The 18,172-nt window shown below is 38.5% G+C and carries 17 protein-coding genes; 9 read left to right on the forward strand and 8 right to left on the reverse strand.

Translation table 11 applies throughout. From position 1 onward, the window contains the following. Positions 1–208: 208 nt before the first annotated feature. From ADIARSV_RS00480 to ADIARSV_RS00500, 5 genes are all read left to right on the forward strand, one after another. Positions 209–3,469, forward strand: coding sequence for a SusC/RagA family TonB-linked outer membrane protein (locus ADIARSV_RS00480; protein WP_152439722.1), 3,261 nt, complete (start codon positions 209–211; stop codon positions 3,467–3,469). Positions 3,470–3,499: 30 nt separating this feature from the next. Then, positions 3,500–5,278, forward strand: coding sequence for a RagB/SusD family nutrient uptake outer membrane protein (locus tag ADIARSV_RS00485; RefSeq protein ID WP_016193367.1), 1,779 nt, complete (start codon positions 3,500–3,502; stop codon positions 5,276–5,278). An 86-nt stretch (positions 5,279–5,364) separates the two neighbouring features. After that, a complete protein-coding gene (locus ADIARSV_RS00490; RefSeq protein WP_016193368.1) occupies positions 5,365–6,162 on the forward strand; it encodes an endonuclease/exonuclease/phosphatase family protein in 798 nt (265 codons plus the stop codon). Positions 6,163–6,329: 167 nt separating this feature from the next. Continuing rightward, entirely contained in the window at positions 6,330–6,554 is a 225-nt protein-coding gene (locus tag ADIARSV_RS00495; protein WP_016193369.1) for a hypothetical protein, read from the forward strand. Beyond that, entirely contained in the window at positions 6,551–6,949 is a 399-nt protein-coding gene (locus tag ADIARSV_RS00500; RefSeq protein ID WP_040298597.1) for a type II toxin-antitoxin system VapC family toxin, read from the forward strand. The genes ADIARSV_RS00495 and ADIARSV_RS00500 overlap by 4 nt, the downstream gene beginning before the upstream one ends. Before the next feature lie 123 nt (positions 6,950–7,072). Here the strand turns inward: ADIARSV_RS00500 and ADIARSV_RS00505 are convergent, their stop codons facing one another. Both ADIARSV_RS00505 and ADIARSV_RS21720 read right to left on the reverse strand, forming a co-directional pair. Continuing rightward, entirely contained in the window at positions 7,073–7,315 is a 243-nt protein-coding gene (locus ADIARSV_RS00505; protein WP_016193370.1) for a hypothetical protein, read from the reverse strand. A gap of 15 nt (positions 7,316–7,330) precedes the next feature. After that, positions 7,331–7,474, reverse strand: coding sequence for a hypothetical protein (locus tag ADIARSV_RS21720; protein WP_160166626.1), 144 nt, complete (start codon positions 7,472–7,474; stop codon positions 7,331–7,333). Positions 7,475–7,965: 491 nt separating this feature from the next. On the opposite strand from ADIARSV_RS21720, the gene ADIARSV_RS00510 reads away from it, so the two are divergent. Further along, positions 7,966–8,931 (forward strand): hypothetical protein, encoded by a 966-nt coding sequence (locus ADIARSV_RS00510; protein ID WP_016193371.1) that lies wholly within the window; start codon positions 7,966–7,968, stop codon positions 8,929–8,931. Positions 8,932–9,114: 183 nt separating this feature from the next. Beyond that, on the forward strand, positions 9,115–9,735 hold the full coding sequence (tmk, locus tag ADIARSV_RS00515; protein WP_040298598.1) for a dTMP kinase: 621 nt from the start codon (positions 9,115–9,117) through the stop codon (positions 9,733–9,735). Positions 9,736–9,753: 18 nt separating this feature from the next. On the opposite strand, the gene ADIARSV_RS00520 is transcribed toward tmk, so the two are convergent. From ADIARSV_RS00520 to ADIARSV_RS00540, 5 genes are all read right to left on the reverse strand, one after another. Beyond that, a complete protein-coding gene (locus tag ADIARSV_RS00520) occupies positions 9,754–10,614 on the reverse strand; it encodes an MBL fold metallo-hydrolase (RefSeq protein WP_040298599.1) in 861 nt (286 codons plus the stop codon). 433 nt (positions 10,615–11,047) lie between these two features. Continuing rightward, positions 11,048–11,893, reverse strand: coding sequence for an arsenite methyltransferase (locus ADIARSV_RS00525; RefSeq protein ID WP_016193374.1), 846 nt, complete (start codon positions 11,891–11,893; stop codon positions 11,048–11,050). A 162-nt stretch (positions 11,894–12,055) separates the two neighbouring features. Next, entirely contained in the window at positions 12,056–13,936 is a 1,881-nt protein-coding gene (locus tag ADIARSV_RS00530; protein WP_016193375.1) for an ATP-binding protein, read from the reverse strand. Next, a complete protein-coding gene (locus tag ADIARSV_RS00535) occupies positions 13,936–14,532 on the reverse strand; it encodes a DUF6436 domain-containing protein (protein ID WP_016193376.1) in 597 nt (198 codons plus the stop codon). The genes ADIARSV_RS00530 and ADIARSV_RS00535 overlap by 1 nt, the downstream gene beginning before the upstream one ends. 192 nt (positions 14,533–14,724) lie before the next feature. Further along, on the reverse strand, positions 14,725–15,273 hold the full coding sequence (locus ADIARSV_RS00540) for a protein-tyrosine phosphatase family protein (protein WP_016193377.1): 549 nt from the start codon (positions 15,271–15,273) through the stop codon (positions 14,725–14,727). Positions 15,274–15,464: 191 nt separating this feature from the next. Here ADIARSV_RS00540 and ADIARSV_RS00545 point away from each other — a divergent pair, with 191 nt between their 5' ends. Further along, the gene (locus ADIARSV_RS00545; RefSeq protein ID WP_016193378.1) at positions 15,465–16,193 is read left to right on the forward strand and encodes a head GIN domain-containing protein; all 729 of its coding nucleotides are present in this window, start codon (positions 15,465–15,467) and stop codon (positions 16,191–16,193) included. 102 nt (positions 16,194–16,295) lie between these two features. Here the strand turns inward: ADIARSV_RS00545 and ADIARSV_RS00550 are convergent, their stop codons facing one another. Continuing rightward, on the reverse strand, positions 16,296–17,714 hold the full coding sequence (locus ADIARSV_RS00550; RefSeq protein WP_016193379.1) for an APC family permease: 1,419 nt from the start codon (positions 17,712–17,714) through the stop codon (positions 16,296–16,298). A gap of 170 nt (positions 17,715–17,884) precedes the next feature. Between ADIARSV_RS00550 and ADIARSV_RS00555 the strand changes: the two genes are divergently transcribed. Beyond that, a complete protein-coding gene (locus ADIARSV_RS00555) occupies positions 17,885–18,172 on the forward strand; it encodes a carbohydrate kinase family protein (protein WP_016193380.1) in 288 nt (95 codons plus the stop codon).

An 18,172-nucleotide genomic window follows, 5' to 3' on the forward strand; every position in this document is an offset into this window, starting at 1 on the left:
ACGCTTCAGTTTTATGCAATTGTTTATCTAAAACAGCACAGATCTGCCAATTAGCATCCGTGAACACAACAAATACAAATGGCAAATATTGCCATTATATCAACATTAAAAATGGAAGGTTTTTGTCTTGAAGTTTAATCTTGAGTTAACATAATCATTAAATTGTTTTAACATTCCCGCAATATCTTTGCGTGCAAATACAATGCATATGAAAAATAAAACATTTACAAGACTAACAAAATTGCTGTTGTCTGCGGTTCTGCTAATTGCCTCTATAGGCGCCTATGCGCAGACACAGACAATCAGTGGTACCGTCAATGATCGGGACAATCTATCCATTCCCGGTGTAAACGTAACCTTAAAAGGATCGAAACTGCAAACCAGAACAGATGCAAATGGAAAATACGCCATTCAGGGTCTTAACAATAAATCAGTCCTTGTTTTTTCCTTTATCGGTTTCGCAACTCAGGAAGTCGCTGTCGGTAACAAGACAACAATCAATGTCAGACTCGAAGCAGATTCAAAGACCTTAAATGAGATCGTTGTAGTTGGTTATGGGGTACAAAAGAAGGCTAACCTTACGGGTGCAGTTGACCAGGTAACCAGTGAAACCTTGCAAAACAGGCCGATACCAAACCTTTCACAGGGTCTTCAGGGAGTAATGCCCAACTTAAATATCCGGATGATGGATGGAAAGCCAACGCAGTCGCCCAGTTATAATATCCGAGGTACCACATCCGTTGGACAAGGTGGAAGCGCCCTGGTATTGATAGACGGGTTTGAGGGAGATCCAAGTCTGCTTAACCCAAACGATATTGAAACCGTATCGATGCTTAAAGATGCCGCCTCAGCCGCAATATACGGAGCAAGAGGTGTATTTGGAGTAATTCTGATTACCACTAAAAAGGCAGCAAAAGGCCGTACTAATGTTGCTTTCTCTTCCAATTACGCCATAAAAAGCCCCCTTCAAACGCCTGACTTTGTCACTGACGGCTATACCTGGGCAAAAATGTTCTCTGAAGCGTTTGTAAACGGAGATGGCGCTTTTCCTCAAAACGCAAACAAAACGCAGAAGTTTTCTCAGGCTTACCTGGATGAATTTAAAAGAAGGTCAGAATCCGGACAACCTTATAATGAAGTAGAAGTCGATCCTGTAACAGGCGAATACACCTACTATGGCAATACCGATTGGTATGGCCAGCTTTACAAAAAGAATACCGCAGCCAGCGAAAATAACATCACAATAAGTGGAGGTGGTGATAAAACAACCTTCCTTGTATCCGGTCGTTTTTTACAACAGGACGGACTCTTCCGCTACAACTCGGATGATTATGATACGAAAAACATTCGTGCAAAAGGCTCTATACAGGTCTTTCCATGGATGAGCATAGAAAACAATGCAGATTTCTCTGTGATGAACTACCATAACCCAATTAACGTAGGAGAAGGAGGAGGAATCTGGAGAAACATTGCAGATGAAGGCCATCCAACTGTTCCCATGTTAAACCCCGACGGCTCACTGACCTTTACAGCAGCCTATACCGTTGGTGATCTTTATTATGGAAAGAATGGAATAGATACTAAAAAACAAGTTTTCAGGGATATAACCGGGTTGAGAACAAACTTTTTTAACAATAAATTCAGAGTGAACGCTGATTTTACCTTCCGTAACACTGACAACAATATAGATCAAAAAAGAGTTCAGGTTCCCTACAGTACCTCACTAGGTAAAATTGCCTATGTAGGAACAGCGACCAATGATCTGTTATTCGATAGAAGAGAAACACAATACCTGGCCACTAACATATACGGTGAATTTGAAAATACGTTCAACAATGACCACTATGTCAAGTTTATGGCCGGTTATAACTATGAACAATCCACCTATACTAAGCAATCCACACAAAGAAATGGAATCATCTTTGAAGATGCCACAAATCTGAACCTGGTTCTTGGACAAGCCATTACCACCGGTGGAGATTATGAAAAATGGGCAATACTTGGTGGATTCTCCCGCTTAAACTATGTTTTCAAGGATAGATACCTGGTAGAAGTCAATGCCCGATACGATGGTTCTTCTAAATTTCCATCCAATCAGCGTTATGGATTCTTCCCTTCCGTGTCGGCAGGATGGAGAATCAACCAGGAGCCCTTCTGGAAAATCTCCCCGAAGTATATTTCTGATTTGAAATTAAGAGCTTCTTACGGATCGCTCGGCAATGGAAACATAAATTCCTATGCGTTTCAAGAACTTTTCAAAATCACGCAATCTGATATCTTACTGAATGGCGTCAGACCACAAACTACCAGTCAGCCTGCCGTTCTTCCAGAAGAATTAACATGGGAAACGTCCACAACGACAAACGTAGGATTGGATCTTTCCATGTTCTCCAACCGTTTAACATTTGCTGGTGATGCTTATGTACGTAAAACAACAAATATGTTTGTTTCAGGTTTAACCCCTCCAGCTATTTTTGGGAATGATGCACCTAAAGGAAACTATGCTGATTTAGAAACCAAAGGCTGGGAATTATCCTTAGGCTGGAATGATAAAATAGGCAATAGTAAACCATTAAAATATAATATCCGCCTTACTCTTGCAGATAATAAATCGAAAATCACCAAGTACACTAACCCAACCAAAATACTGACCAATGTGAATGGAAACGGTGACGGTACTGGTTATTATGAAGGAATGGTATTAGGGGAGATCTGGGGGTATGAAACAGAAGGTTTCTTCATTGATCAGGCCGACATAGATGCGCATGCCAAACAAAATCCGCAAATGAGAGCATCTCCGACCAATATCTGGTATCCCGGAGATATCAAATTAAAAGACCTGAATGGCGATAGCTTGATTAATGTAGGCTCAAACACAGTTGCCGATCCAGGTGACCGGAGAATCATCGGAAATAATGCTCCAAGATATCTGTATGGTATAAACCTGGGTGCTGATTATAATAACTTCTTCTTCTCCACCTTTTTCCAGGGGGTTGGTAAGCAGCAATGGTACCCAAGTACAGAAACTGAGATGTTCTGGGGTCAATACAACAGGCCTTACAACAACATCCCTACCTTCCAGGTTGGCAATATGTGGACACCCGAAAACACAAACGCTTATTTTCCAAGAACGATGTCACGTGCTGCATCCAGCAATACCAACAGAGAACTTGGTGTAGCTCAGACCAAATACCTGCAAAACGTAGCTTATCTCCGGATGAAGAATATTCAGGTAGGATACAATTTACCAGTCCGGTTGATCTCCAGAATCGGTGCCCGCAACGCTAGAGTATATTTCTCCGGAGAGAACCTGTTCACTTACTCTCCGCTCTACAAAATTGTCAAAACCATAGATGTAGAAAACGCGGTACCTTCAGATCAGGACCTGAACGCAAACAGCAGAAACGGCGATGGTAATAACTACCCTTTGCTAAAAAGTGTTTCATTAGGCTTAAACGTCGGGTTTTAAGCAGGTCTATCACATTATAAAAACACAATCATGAAAAAATACTATATATGGATTCTGCTAGGCTGTTTAGGTTTCACAGCATGTAAGAACCTCGATCAGGAGCCTGAGGCTACGGCTACCAAATCTGCAGTTTTCGGCAATGAAAGCGGACTAAAATTGTATACAAATTCTTTTTACAACTTGTCTTTCCTGCCCAGGAATTCCCCAAGTCAGGATGCTATGTCAGATTACCTGGCTGTTCGTTCAGTAGACCCCTTTTTGCAGCCTGGATACGCACCTGTTTCAAGCTCAGGGTGGGACTGGAAAGATTTAAGAAATATCAATTATTTTATCGCCAACTGTAATGACCCTAAGGTTCCAGTAGAAGTGAGGAATAATTACCTGGGTATTGCCCGGTATTACAGAGCCTACTTCTATATGGAAAAGGTAAAACGATTCGGAGATGTGCCATGGATGGGAAAGCCTATTGAGATAGACGATGCTGCATTATATGGGCCACGTGACAAACGCGAAGTGGTCATGGATTCTGTATTAGCGGACATTAATTTTGCGTGTGCAAACATTATGGCTACCGATGATGCTTCTAGAAGTACCGTTACAAAATATGTGGCTTATGCCTATAAGTCGAGACTATGCCTTTTCGAAGGTACATTCAGAAAATACCATACCGAGTTAAATCTTACATCTACAGCCAATACCTGGCTTACCAATGCTGCAGAGGCCGCCAAGTACGTCATGGATAATGGCAAATACACCATCAATACTGCCGGTGGAGCGGGCGTTTCATATCGCCAGTTATTCATCAGCACGCTGCCTGTTACCACAGAAGTATTGCAAGCTACAGTTAGTGACCTGGCTTTGAATGTTTTACACGATGCCAATTGGTGGTGGACAAGTGGAACGTATGGTGCTAAAGCAAGTTTTACCCGAACGTTTATCAATACCTTCTTAAAACTGGATGGAACACCCTACACAAATGATCCTGCTTATACAACCATGTTGTTCAAAGACGAGGTCAAAAACAGAGACCTGAGGTTAAAACAAACCATTCGCTCAGGCGATTACAAAAGGATCAGTAATGGTGCTCAGGTACCTGCACCTCCTTTATTCTCTTATACCTTTACCGGATATCAGCCCATTAAGTTGACAGTGGATGATATTTATTATGACGCTGGAAAATTAAATATCAACGCTATCCCCTTATTCAGGTATGCAGAAGTACTATTAAACTATGCTGAGGCAAAAGCCGAACTGGGTACACTTACAGATGCAGAATGGGCACAAACTATAGGCGTACTTCGAGCAAGAGCAGGAATATCAGGAGGATTAGCAGCGAAGCCAACAGTGGTTGATCCTTACCTGGTAGCTAACTATTTCCCTGGTATCTCTGACCCTGTTATTTTGGAAGTACGACGTGAAAGAGGTATTGAACTGAGTCTGGAAGGGTTTCGTTACGCTGATATTTTAAGATGGAAAAGAGGAAAACTGATGGAACAGCAATGGAATGGTTTTTATGTCCCTTCACTAGTAACACCTATGGATCTAAACGAAGACGGGATTCTGGATGTCGCTTTCTATCAGGGTACAGCACCGACACCAGCAGTTGCCGGAGTAACTTATGTAAACGTCTCTCCTAAATTGGGCACTAACACCAATTCACAGTTATTGAAAAATGGAACATCAGGAGAACTGATCTGGATGAACGAGATCACGCGTAAATGGGATGATAATGACAAGCAGTACTACTACCCTATTCCGCAAGTTGACTTACAAACAAATCCAGCACTTGGACAAAATCCAGGTTGGTAATAATCGTTTAAAAACGAATTACTTAAAGAATTATATATATAAATTGTATGAAATTTAGATCATTAATATTAACCGCAATACTTTTCATGATCACCATGGCTAGCAACGCGCAATCACTCACTGTAGGAACCTTCAATATCCGCTATGACAATGCAGGCGACACAGGCAACTTATGGGTAAACCGTGCCCCTGTAGTGGCCAACTTAATCCGCTTTCACGACTTTGATGTACTGGGAATCCAGGAAGGATTAATAAACCAGATTGACGACATCAGTGCTGCCCTGCCTGAATATGCACGATATGGCCTTGGTCGCGATGACGGTAAAGATGCAGGAGAGCATTCCGCTATTTATTATAAGAAAGATAAATTCAAACTGCTAAAAAAAGGGGACTTCTGGTTGTCTGAAACACCTGATGTACCCGGAAAAGGTTGGGATGCTACTTGCTGCAACCGCATCTGTACCTGGGTTTACCTGCAGGACATCCAAAGTAAAAAGTCGTTCTACATGTTCAATGTACACTTTGATCATCAGGGTGTGATAGCCCGTAAGGAAAGCGCAAAACTGATCCTGAAAAAGATTAAAGAAATAGCGAAGAATGAACCGGTCTTGTTTACAGGTGACCTGAACGGCGACCGTAGCAGCGATTGGTATCTAACTCTGGCCAACTCTGGTATTTTGCAGGATGTACATGGCAAAGTAAAGTATCCTTATGAAAACAACTCATCAATGAATGCATTCAGAACTCCGCGTGGAATGGCTGTTATTGATCATATATTCATGACTAAACAGTTTACTGCAAAGAAATGGGGCATTCTTACGGATACCTATTATGGTAAATTCCCATCAGACCATTTTCCTATAAAGGCAGTAGTGGAGTTATAGGAGGTTTTACGGCATATGATAAAAAACAAGTCTGATTCATTTATATCAGGCTTGTTTTAATAGAAGTAATTATTTTTAAATACTCCTTGTCAAGTTGTCAAGATTAAATTATCTTTATATAGGATAATTTAAAACTAATCACAAATAGTTCAATACCCATGAAAACAATGACAGTTGGGGAATTTAAAGCACGTTTCGCTGAGGTACTTGAGGAAGTAAAAGCAGGGGTAGGCTTTGCTGTTACATATGGAAGGAAAAAAGAAGTTGTTGGCTATTTTGTTCCAGAAATACACATTAATAAACCAAAGCGTAAATTAGGTATTATGGAGGGCAAAGCGAAAGTAGTCTTCAAGAAAGATTTCAAAATGACGGAGGAGGAACTTTTGGGATGAGTTTTCTTCTCGACTCGCACACTTTATTATGGGCAATTTTAGACCAGAAAAAACTGTCACCAAAAGTTATTAAAATACTTGAAGATTCAAATAATGAAATTTTTGTTAGTGCTGTCTCATTCTGCGAAATTTCTTTAAAGTATTCTTTGGGAAAACTGGATTTGAGCGATATATTGCCGGAGCAACTTCCAAAGTTTTCTGAAGATACTGGGTTTAGTTTTTTACCGCTCCTACCGATTGAATCTGCAAGCTATCACAATCTTCATGCAACTTGGCATCGTGACCCCTTTGATAGAATGCTTATTTGGCAAGCCATTAAAAACAATCTAACTCTACTAAGTAAAGACAAAAACATTGCTCTGTATAAATCAATAGGCTTAAAATTGATTTGGTAGATTAACCTCCATTAACTTAACCAACTAAATATATTGGATATGCTCTTCAAAACTTGGACGCTATAATATAAAACGTACCAGAGAAAAGCAATGAACCCAATTGATTAACCGGGTTCATGGGTACTATTTTTTTGGTAAAACCTGAGCAGATGATTCTTGCTTAGTCAACTTTAACTCATAAGATTTAAGATCATATTTCATCATTGATCCTGTTGCTGCATCAATGATAAAACCTGGCCAGAAAAATACATTAATAACACTTACTGCATCAAATGCTGTTTCAGGTCTGAAAGATCGGGTATCAAATCCATCCTTTTTAAGCACGACGGTCTGACCGGAAAATCCCTTTTTTAAACTGAGATCCAAAGGAGTAATTCCTCTTTAGATTCCGTCAACTTCTACGGTTGCTCCTGGGGGATTACTTACTACTCGTATAGATTCTCTGGATCCTTTAAAAACAGTACAACAGCTTGATGTTGAAAATGCGACACCTGCTATTACTGCGAATTGTAAAATTTTATTCATGATAAGGTATTAATATTTGGCGCAAAATAGCTATAATTCATTTAATCTTAAATTAATAAATTTATTATTTATTAACAACATGCTCCTTTGCTAGTAAAGGCTACTTTCGATAGTATAATTTATATGGTTGTCAGCAACGCATGTTTAGACCTTCATTCGAAAAATCTAAATCTGAATTAGAAATACTTCAAAATTGCTTGCGGACAATCAATTAATAATTCCATATAGAATGGAATATGAGTCCCCTATAAGTCCAGGTTTAACTAAATAAAGTCGGACTTACATCTGTTTTATATAGGTATATTTTTGCTTTTAATTATTTGAATATATCCATTTACCCTAAATTTTCCTGATTTACAATTTTGGTTAAAGGAGATTAAAATGCAAATTATAGAAGATTAATACCATATTCTAGAAGATTTGAGAAGATTTCGTATCACTTTCGTTCTTAAAAATCTTTAGCGGTTACTTTACTGAAAATCATAAACAATATGGCAACTATAGATAATAAAGGAATGGTACACGGAACCGCAGGTTCAGTCATTTACCGTGCGTACCGGGGAAAGAACATCATTCAGGGCAAATCAAAGGCATTTAAGCAAACCGAAAAAACTAAAAGAAGTGCTACAGAGTTTGGACTTTCGAGTTCTGCAGCAGCAGTTATCCGTGCAGCATTTGAACCGGCTTATTTTTTCAAAGATGGAACAGCAGCATATAGAAGCACTCAACTGGTGTACCGGTCGATCTTGAACAATGTAAGCGGAGAAAAAGGAAAACGGGATTTGCATGATGGAGACCTTTCCTTTTTAAAAGGATTTGACTTCAATGCCAACAGTAAATTGCATGAAGTACTGCAGATAAACCATGAAGTTAGTAAAAGCGCAGAAGGTGTGGTGAGTGTTACATTAGGCTCCTTGAACACCAAAACAGAAATTAAAAGACCTAAAAATGCAAGCGGAGCCTATATGAAACACCGCATAAGGCTAATGTTAGTTGCTTTTAACTTCAGGGAGGAGTACTATGAAAATCTGGGCGTAAAAGATATCGACATGGAAGGGTATCAAAACATAGAGGGACAAGTGATCACCTTTACAGAAGCAGTTCCAGAAGATTGCCTGGCTATAGTAAGCATGTCGCTAATACTCTACTCTCCTATCTGTCAAACCAATGAAAGCATTTTATTGAATAGCACAACGTTCAGTCCCTGTGCCATTATCGGAACATTTCAATCCGAAAAGCCATCTGATTATCCTACAAAAGAAGTTGACACACAACTATCCGACTATCCCGGCAGAGAAGAAAAGATCAAGGTCATGTTTTATAAAGGCAACATCATGATGTTAGGCCTACATAGTAATATAAATAAGCAGGCCATTTCAGCAATCAAAAAGACTGAAGCAAAAGATGTAACACAGTATACAATTCAAAAAGGGCGGGTTCCATTTAATAAGAAATAAAATTAATTCCTTACAGTTGGTATGAGCGAATCAATATTATTGTCACTATTCATTGAAAAAGAATACGCTTATTAAAAACTTATATTCCATTGATGGGAACCCTAAGCTATTTTAATCCTATTTTTGCTCCGCCTGTTTCTTACAAAAATTGGCTTGATCATTAATTGTACAATTATTTATCGAATGAAAAAGAACTTATTTATCGCCTTCGAGGGCATTGATGGAAGTGGCAAAAGCACCCAGGTAAAACTGTTGACAGATCGCCTGATAAAGGAAGGTACAAAAGTTTATAACACATTTGAACCTACAAAAAGCCCTATTGGTTCCATCATTAGAGATATTTTCACACACAAAATCGAAGCAGATCACCGTACCATTGCAGGTTTATTTGTTGCGGACCGGTTAGATCATTTACTCAACAAAACGGACGGAATTTTAAAAAAGCTGGATGAAGGTTATACCGTCATAACAGACAGGTACTACTTTTCTTCTTATGCATATCATAGCGTCCACATGGATCTGAATTGGGTGATAGAAGCGAATGCATTAAGTGCCGGTCTTTTAAGGCCTGATCTGAACATTTACATAGATATTGACCCGGAACTGAGCATGGACAGGCTTAATAAAGGCCGAAGTATTATTGAACTTTATGAAACCACTGATAATCTTCAGCAGGTTAGAAATAAATACCTGGAAGTAATTGCGGTATTAAAGGAAGAAGAGAAGGTTTTAGTAATAGATGGAAATGCTTCACAGGAGGCAGTTGCTGCTAAGATTTGGGAAGGTATTTCTGCGCAATTTTAGCTCCATCAATCTTTTTATTTATTGGTGTCCCTGTTCTTGATCCGTATCAGTCACATATTTACCGTATTTAGGTTTGGCTAATTTATCGAATCCATAGGCTAAAATTTCCAGTCCTGCTCTTAACTCTTCTCCTTCCATAAACTGCCCATGGCCAGATATGACGAGTTCAGGTTGAAGGGAGGCCAGCTCTTTAACTGTTTCCGCTGCTGCTTGCCAGTCAGTGGTCAAATATCTGGGGGGACCGTTTACTTCCTCTTTTTGTATCAGCACTTTATAAAGCGAATCCTGCCTAACGGTGATAAATGCATCAGCAGAAAGAAGGATCTTGTCCCGCTCACGAAAGAATGCGACTTGTCCGGGTGAATGACCTGGTGCTGCAATCCATCTCCATTCGGGTAATCCGGGAACACTTCCATTGTGAGGTAAGGGAAGCAACACCTCTCCAATATCGACTGGTTCGTGTGGATAGATAGACGAGATCTTAGCCAATAAACCTCCTTCAACAGAAGGATCAGGATCTGGATAGCTTTTTTTACCAGTTAGATAAGGAAATTCAAGTAAATGAGCATAAACCGGTACATCCCATGCTTCTAACAAATCAACGATGCCTCCCACATGATCGAAATGTCCATGAGTTAGAAAAATCGCTTTCGGTTTGCTGCCTTTTCCGAAGCGTTCCTCTGTTATAAACATAATTTCCTTGCCACTGTATGGCATTCCTGTATCTACTAAAAACCAGTCTTCACCTTCCGGATCGCCAATCATAACAATATTGACAATCTGATTGGTATAATAGTAGATATCATCCCTTACTTCCTTACCTGAACCACTTGATACAGAGGTCATAGGAATAAATTTAATATCGTCACTCAGTTTCATAACTTGTATCTAGATAATAGCACAACACAAGATAGTTACCTTTGATGACAACCAAATACACGTATTTGAATTATCAGTACTTATACTTCCATCTGGGTAAAAACACTTCCTTTTTGGATTTTATACTCAACTCTAATCGTATAAATAAAACATCAGTTTATTTAAACTCTGCTTGCATACCGTAATTTTGATACGAATTAGAAATTTGGCAGCAAATTTGTAACAAATAACTAATATATATATTATCAGCAAGATATTTCGACACCGGTATTGGTCAGATAAATTAAAACCTCCCGATTATGGAACAATTATTATGTAAATTAATTCACTTTCACCATTTCTTGAAGATTAAAGAGAAAGAAAAATCATTTTATAATGTATTATTCCAGATTAACAAATCCAAGAACAAGGTATATAAATCCTGATTCGCTGATTAACAACATCCGGTTCCAGGTTTACAGCAAGACTCTTGTGATGGTTTTTCTGCAAAAACACTGATACTGAAGATTCCCGTTTCACCGGACCTAAAGGATTTAATTTCAACAGGACTTAAATAATGAGCAAGAATATCATCAGGGATAATTACCGGTTTTTGTTTTTGAATCTGGATATTGACAAATCCGTTTGACTGGATAAGCTCCATATAGCTACCTTTTTGAATAGCTCCGGAAACACAGCCAGCATACATTTCGGCGGCATCTTTTAGCTTGTCGGGTAAATTACCTACTAATACGACATCAGAAATACTGAAATGCCCTCCAGGTTTTAATACCCGATAGATCTCCTTAAATACGTTATTTTTATTGGGTACCAGGTTCAATACACAATTGCTGACAATGACATCTGCAGCATTGGCGGTAACAGGCATGTTTTCAATATCCCCTTGTCTGAATTCAACGTTATTAAAACCAAGCTTTTCAGCATTAATCCGGGCTTTACTGATCATAGCTTCTGTAAAATCTATACCGATCACTTTGCCTTTTTCACCAACCTCTGCTCTTGCAATAAAACAATCGTTTCCGGCACCTGATCCCAGATCAATAACGGTATCTCCGGTTTTAAACAGGGCGAATTGGGTAGGAAGACCACACCCAAGACCTAAATCTGCATCTGCATTGTAACCTTCCAGATTAGTGTAATCATCATTCATAATATTATACACTTCAGTACTGCATCCACCTGATCCACAACATGAAGTTTCATTTATTGATTTGTCCTGCAAAGCTATTTCGCTGTACTTTTGCCTTACCAATTCTTTTATTTCTTCGTCAGTTTTCATGATTATTTTTATAAAAATTCAATTGCCTTTATATGTTTAATATATAAATCAATATTTATATTGTAATATTACGATTAATTTAAACAAGCCACAAATTATTTATTTAAAATCTTAATGTCTCCAGGTTAGAAATAGTTATTGAATAGCGTCGCTCTTATGTTTTCAGGAAGTACTATAATGGTACCATTTCTGTAATTTTTCCTTGAGTTCAACCAAATTGATTGGCTTTCCTATCAAATCATTCATTCCAGAACTTACGTATTCTTTTTGATCTCCAGCCGAGATATTGGCGGTTAATGCGATGATGACGGGTTGTTTTTCGCTCGAATCCCTGATTACTTTGGTTGCTTCCAGTCCGTCCATAACGGGCATCTGGATATCCATAAAGATCAAGTCGTATTGTTTTTTATTTATTGATACTAATGCTTCTTTACCGTTATCAGCAAGGTCTGGCAGGTAACCTAAGTTTCTTAAAATATGGGATATCACATATTGATTCACCTTGTTATCTTCAACAATAAGAATTTGTAAAGGATATTCATCTACAAAGCTTAGATTTAACTTTTTCTCTTTATTCCGGATCTCCAGGTCTGGCTCGATCTTTTTACTCCTGCTGGTTTCAATTATGAAGGAAAACGTAGATCCCTTTCCCACCTCACTTTCAACCATCATTTGTCCATTCATTAAAAGAACCAGCTTTTCTGAAATGGCCAGTCCCAGCCCTGTACCACCATATTTCCGGGTAGTGGAAGAATCAAGTTGGTTAAAAGGCTTAAACAATCCATCAAGCATCTCCTTTCTGATCCCTATACCCGTATCATTTATATCAAAACGAAGTTTAATTTTATCCTTAGGATGATGATCTAACAAGGTCACTTGTAATGAAATATCGCCTTTAGGGGTAAACTTAATCGCATTGTTAATCAGATTTGTTAAGATCTGCTGTAGACGGAATTTATCTCCACAGATATCATCAGGAACACGCTCTGCTATATGACAAGAAATATTCAGTCTGGATTTTATTTCAGGTGTCCCGAAAATAGCGATCACATCATTTATGGAAGTACTAAGGTTAAAATCAGCCTCTTCTAATACCATATTGCCCGATTCTATCTTGGAAAAATCAAGAATATCATTAATTACATGAAGTAGGCTTTCCCCACAACTGCTTATAACTTTGGTATATTCTCTTTGCTGATTGGTTAAATCAGTTTCTTTTAGTAAATCAGACATGCCGATTACTCCATTCATTGGGGTGCGGATTTCATGACTCATGGTTGCCAAAAATATTCGCTTTGCCTGGTTGGCAGCTTCTGCTTCATGGCGTGCAAGATCTGCTTGTTGCCGCGCCTTTTCCAAGTCCTGATTAGCTTGCTGAAGTTGTTTATAGGATTGGTTGAGCTTTATTTCATTTTGTTTCCTTTGCTCAAAAATCGCAGACTCTTGGTTGAAATTATTTATTAAAACGGATTGGTTGACCTGCTTTTTTAAAGCAATCTGGAATTGGAAGGCCCATAATCCACAAATAAAAAAAATAACTGTAGTTAGAATAATATGAAAGATGAACGTTTGCTGATCAAAATAATCAAGTTGAGTGAAATAGATCTGACTGAAACCAATGTCCTGAAGATAACTAAAAACACTATGATGCAGGAACACAAGAACAAACATAGGGATTTGCAACTTCCATTTTTGGTAAACGACAAGCAATGCACTTCCAATAAATGCAAAAAAGTGCATTTCAAACAAACCATGCATCTGGTAAATAAATTGCGCCATGAAAACAGCAAGAATAACACTCAGTACATACTGGTATAAATTAGAATTTGGTAATATGATTTTTACAGAATAGTAAGCGGTAATACACAATGAACTGATGCCAATAGCAATGATCCAGGTATCGAAGTACGTGGCAAAAATCAATCCTCCTAGTACATAACCTATTAAAAAATAATCGATCAACCGGTCTGCGCGTTTCCTTATTGCATTATTAAGCTCTTTTACGTAGGACTTAATTTCTTCATCCGTTAGCGTAGTTTCCATTATTGAGTACAATTTGGTAAGCGGCAGCCATATGCTGTTAATGCAAACTGATTAAATACCAAATGTTTGTTATTTTGCAATAAACCCATTAGCGCTATTTTTGCATACTCTGTTTTCTCATTTGTACAATAACGGCTCTGGTTATAATTGCCTCGATAATATAATTTATGGTTCTTATCTATAATTGCTGCTTGTGGCGTAGAGTAAACTCCACATTGAAGAGCCATATCGGGATCAACGACAACCGGAACCTTTAAATCAAACTTCTTTTGTACTTCTTCAGGTGTATAGTATTTATCGGTTAATAACACCACTACGAAATTTACTTTCCCTTCATACTGGCTGACCAGTGATTTAAAGTGCTTGATATTAAAACGGGAGCATGGGCAATCGGGATTGAAAAAATGAAGAAATAATGGTTTATTATTCTTGAAGGAAAGATTTTTATCGGGCATGATTTGTTTCCCGAAGGCTACATCACTGTAATTTTTAGGGACAGGGGTTGGTAATGTGTATTGCCATTCATTGTACCAAAACAGGGCAAACACTCCAGATCCTAATAGAATCAGCCATATAAAAACGATTAATTTTCTCATAAGTTCGAAGGGTATACGAAATTCAGACAACTAGGTTATACTAAATTAATCCGCCTCTTGATTAAAGAAGGGGGGATTATTTAATACATGAAGAGATTCTGACTCAGCGCTTTGCTCTAAAAACTCCTTACCCTTGTATAAATATAAAGAAATCTTATTTAATAACAGTTTTCTTTATAGCGTAGTGAATAGTTAGGCTGGATTTGAAAGAACTTGTGCATTATAAAACTGTTCCAGTTCTTTCAATCTGGCGATTTGAGATCGGCGGGGGTTGATAAATGGTCTCACTTTTTTCACTAAACCAAGAGCATCATCAAAGGTTAATCCTGATTTCAACAAATAAGCGATTGCCATGGTGGGTCCTCTGCCTAGTCCTTGTCTGCAATGCACATAAACCTTTCCATTTTTTTTAATCTGCTCATCGATAAATTGCGCTCCTTTTATGAGTACTTCCAAAGGCGGTGCGGTGTTATCAATTGTAGGGAAATGGCGGTATTCAAACCCTTTGTACTGTGCCTTTTTATAAATTGAATGGATGCGCATATTGACAATAGCGGTGATGCCTAATGCTTTTAGTTTGCGCAGTCCTACTTTATTATACTGACTTCCCAGGAATAAGTCCGCAGTAATCTGACTTCTCTTAATAGTAGGAATACCCTTAATCAAGCGGTAAAAATGATCGTATACTTTTTGGAAGAAAATAATTACGAGTGTAATAAGGCTTTTAACTTTTTTAAGCATATGGCGCAAAGTTAGCACCACATCCTGCAATAAAGCAGTTTAGTTAAAATAAAAATAGGTTTGTATGGCTTATGTGACACAACACCCCTGTTGGGATCTGCTTGATGGGTTCATGTCGTTTGTTTAAAATTTACATAATAGTTTGTAACCAAAGGACTTGAATGAGCGTCTTAATTAAAAAAATAAACGCTATGAAATCACTCTTCACTATTTTGCTGGCCACTACGTTGATAACAGGGGCCTATACTTGTTATTCGAAACCTCTTTCCGCTTTAGGAATAAGTAGGAATGATAAGCAAAACAGGAATTTATCCGGTTTCACGGGTGTAGAAGTAATTGGTTCTTATGATGTGTTTATTAAACAAGGAAATACTGAATCGGTGATTGTAGAGGCAGATGATGATGTGATAGACCGTATAATAACAGCTGTAGAAGGGGGAACGCTTAAGATCTACACCAAAAAAACTAACTTTAATTTCAATTGGGACAATAAAAAAACTGCTGTTTATGTGACCGTTAAATTCATTAATCGCATTAGCGTCATTGGTTCGGGAGATGTTTCTTTTGCGGAAGGTATTACCACCAATAAATTAAGGTTAAATTTAACAGGCTCTGGAGATGTATCTGGTAAGGTTAATGTAAAAACGTTGGAAAGTTCGCTTACTGGTTCCGGAGATATGAAGCTTACCGGTCAGGCTCAGACTTCGAGTGTGACGGTTACGGGATCGGGCGATTTTTCAGGTAGAGACCTGGTTACAATCAAAAGTATTGTTCAGGTAAGAGGGTCAGGTGATGCAGGGGTAAATGTATCAGAACAACTTGATGCATCAGTTGCGGGATCAGGGGATATTCGTTATACAGGTGCAGCAAAGCAGATTTCTTCTTCCAAATCTGGAAGTGGTGATATCGGTAGGTTTTAAGACTGGGTACAACTATTTTATGCGATTAGCTACCTTTTTTTTGTGTGTGCAGGTAGTTAATCGCATAAAAAATATCAATCGAATTTTGATTAAGTCGATACATTAATCACTTAAGAGTGCCTTTTTATCCAGCTTTTTAATCAGGTAATATACTGGGATCCCCATAAGGGTAATAATTAATCCGGGCCATGTATAATTGGGCTTATAGATAATCAGCAAAGTACAGAATGTCAATCCCATTATAATATACAAAATTGGGAGTACAGGATACCCAATCGCCTTATAAGGACGTTCAGCTAAAGGTCTTTTTGCACGAAGCACGAAAATACCCGATATAGTAAGCATATAAAACACGACAACCACAAAAGAGATCATATCGAGCAGATCGCCATACTTACCGCTCAGGCACCACAGGCAAGCCACAATACATTGAATCCATAAGCCAAAACCAGGTACTGAATTCTTGTTCAGCTTACCTACCCGACGAATAAACAAACCGTCGTGTGCCATAGAATAATAGACCCTGGCTCCTGCCATAATCAATCCATTATTACAGCCAAAAGTAGATACCATAATCATCAGGGCGATAATGACTGTACCTGCACCAGCAAAAATCTGTTGAGATGCTGCAACTGCTACCCGATCTTTGCTAGCCGCTGCTATCTCATGAAGCGACAATACACCGGTGTACATGATGTTGGTACTGATATAAATTACCGTAACAATTAGCGTTCCCAGAGCCAGACTCAGACCAATATTACGTTTTGGGTTCTTGATTTCACCGGCAATGAAAGTGACATTATTCCATGCGTCACTACTAAAAATAGAGCCTACCATGGATGCTGCTATTGCACCGAAAGCAGCCATAGTAGTATATTGAGCGGTAGAACCATCCAGATTTATCTTGTGCATGTCCCACATATTTGACCAGTTGAGGTTCCAGGTATCTGGTTTTATAGCAAATAGTCCAAAGATGATCAGTCCCAATAAACTAAGCAATTTTGTTAATGTGAATACCGTTTGGATAATTTTACCACTGTTTATGCCCTGGGTATTGATGTAAGTCAGGAAAACGATGATGATTATAGAGAGTAACTGGGCTGGCGAAATAGTCAGAAATCCGAGATCAAGAGCAACCAGGTCTTCACTGAATTGCGGAATCAGGTAGGCGGTAAACTTGGCAAAGGCGACACCTACAGCCGCAATTGTAGCCGTTTGGATAACAAGAAAGAAACTCCAGCCGTACATAAAACTAATCAGTGGGTTAAAAGCTTCTTTGAGATAAACATACTGACCGCCAGCTTTGGGAAACATGGCGCTGAGTTCGCCATAGCTCAGGGCAGCAGTAAGGGTCATAAAGCCGGTTATGAGCCAGACAAATATGAGCCAACCCGAACTCCCTACATTCCGGCTGATATCAGCACTGACTATAAATATACCGGATCCTATCATGCTTCCAGCGACAAGCATAGTAGCATCCATTAACTTTAAGGATGGCTTGAAAGATGTGTTTTCAGTCATTATTAGATTAATAGATGTATTTTCTAAGGAAAGATACTTTTTATTAGTTTAATAAACAGGATTTAGCTTATAATTTGTTATTTATTGCACTAAACTTGTTATTATTCTGAAAACAGAAAAATAAATTTGCAGAGTGATATTCAAAATGAGATTTTTTAATCAAATCCTTTGTGTTGCTTACTAAGGGAAGCAAAGGTGCTTTGCACTATAACCTGGAGGCACAGCATATTTTTCCATCCATACCGGTTACCGTAAATGATACAGTAGGCAGTGGCGATTCCTTTCTTGCAGGCTACCTGGCACAACTTATTAAAGGGTCCACCTTAGAAAAATCTATGCTTAATGCAACTGCATTGGGTGCGTTTATTACATCAAAGATTGGTGCTTGTCCGGCTTATGATCTCTCTGAATTTGAGAAGTTTAAGCTGGATAAAGGAGTGTTTACAGCTGATTACTAA

Origin of the sequence: Arcticibacter svalbardensis MN12-7 (assembly GCF_000403135.1) — a bacterium.
GTDB classification, from domain to species: domain Bacteria; phylum Bacteroidota; class Bacteroidia; order Sphingobacteriales; family Sphingobacteriaceae; genus Arcticibacter; species Arcticibacter svalbardensis.

Coding starts and splice junctions, on each gene's coding strand:
- ADIARSV_RS00485 (WP_016193367.1), top strand. CDS start 3,500: ATGAAAAAATACTATATATGGATTCTGCTAGGCTGTTTAGGTTTCACA.
- ADIARSV_RS00490 (WP_016193368.1), top strand. CDS start 5,365: ATGATCACCATGGCTAGCAACGCGCAATCACTCACTGTAGGAACCTTC.
- ADIARSV_RS00495 (WP_016193369.1), top strand. CDS start 6,330: ATGACAGTTGGGGAATTTAAAGCACGTTTCGCTGAGGTACTTGAGGAA.
- ADIARSV_RS00525 (WP_016193374.1), bottom strand. CDS start 11,893: ATGAAAACTGACGAAGAAATAAAAGAATTGGTAAGGCAAAAGTACAGC.
- ADIARSV_RS00500 (WP_040298597.1), top strand. CDS start 6,551: ATGAGTTTTCTTCTCGACTCGCACACTTTATTATGGGCAATTTTAGAC.
- ADIARSV_RS21720 (WP_160166626.1), bottom strand. CDS start 7,474: ATGAATAAAATTTTACAATTCGCAGTAATAGCAGGTGTCGCATTTTCA.
- ADIARSV_RS00510 (WP_016193371.1), top strand. CDS start 7,966: ATGGCAACTATAGATAATAAAGGAATGGTACACGGAACCGCAGGTTCA.
- ADIARSV_RS00540 (WP_016193377.1), bottom strand. CDS start 15,273: ATGCTTAAAAAAGTTAAAAGCCTTATTACACTCGTAATTATTTTCTTC.
- tmk (WP_040298598.1), top strand. CDS start 9,115: ATGAAAAAGAACTTATTTATCGCCTTCGAGGGCATTGATGGAAGTGGC.
- ADIARSV_RS00520 (WP_040298599.1), bottom strand. CDS start 10,614: ATGAAACTGAGTGACGATATTAAATTTATTCCTATGACCTCTGTATCA.
- ADIARSV_RS00535 (WP_016193376.1), bottom strand. CDS start 14,532: ATGAGAAAATTAATCGTTTTTATATGGCTGATTCTATTAGGATCTGGA.
- ADIARSV_RS00480 (WP_152439722.1), top strand. CDS start 209: ATGAAAAATAAAACATTTACAAGACTAACAAAATTGCTGTTGTCTGCG.
- ADIARSV_RS00530 (WP_016193375.1), bottom strand. CDS start 13,936: ATGGAAACTACGCTAACGGATGAAGAAATTAAGTCCTACGTAAAAGAG.
- ADIARSV_RS00550 (WP_016193379.1), bottom strand. CDS start 17,714: ATGACTGAAAACACATCTTTCAAGCCATCCTTAAAGTTAATGGATGCT.
- ADIARSV_RS00545 (WP_016193378.1), top strand. CDS start 15,465: ATGAAATCACTCTTCACTATTTTGCTGGCCACTACGTTGATAACAGGG.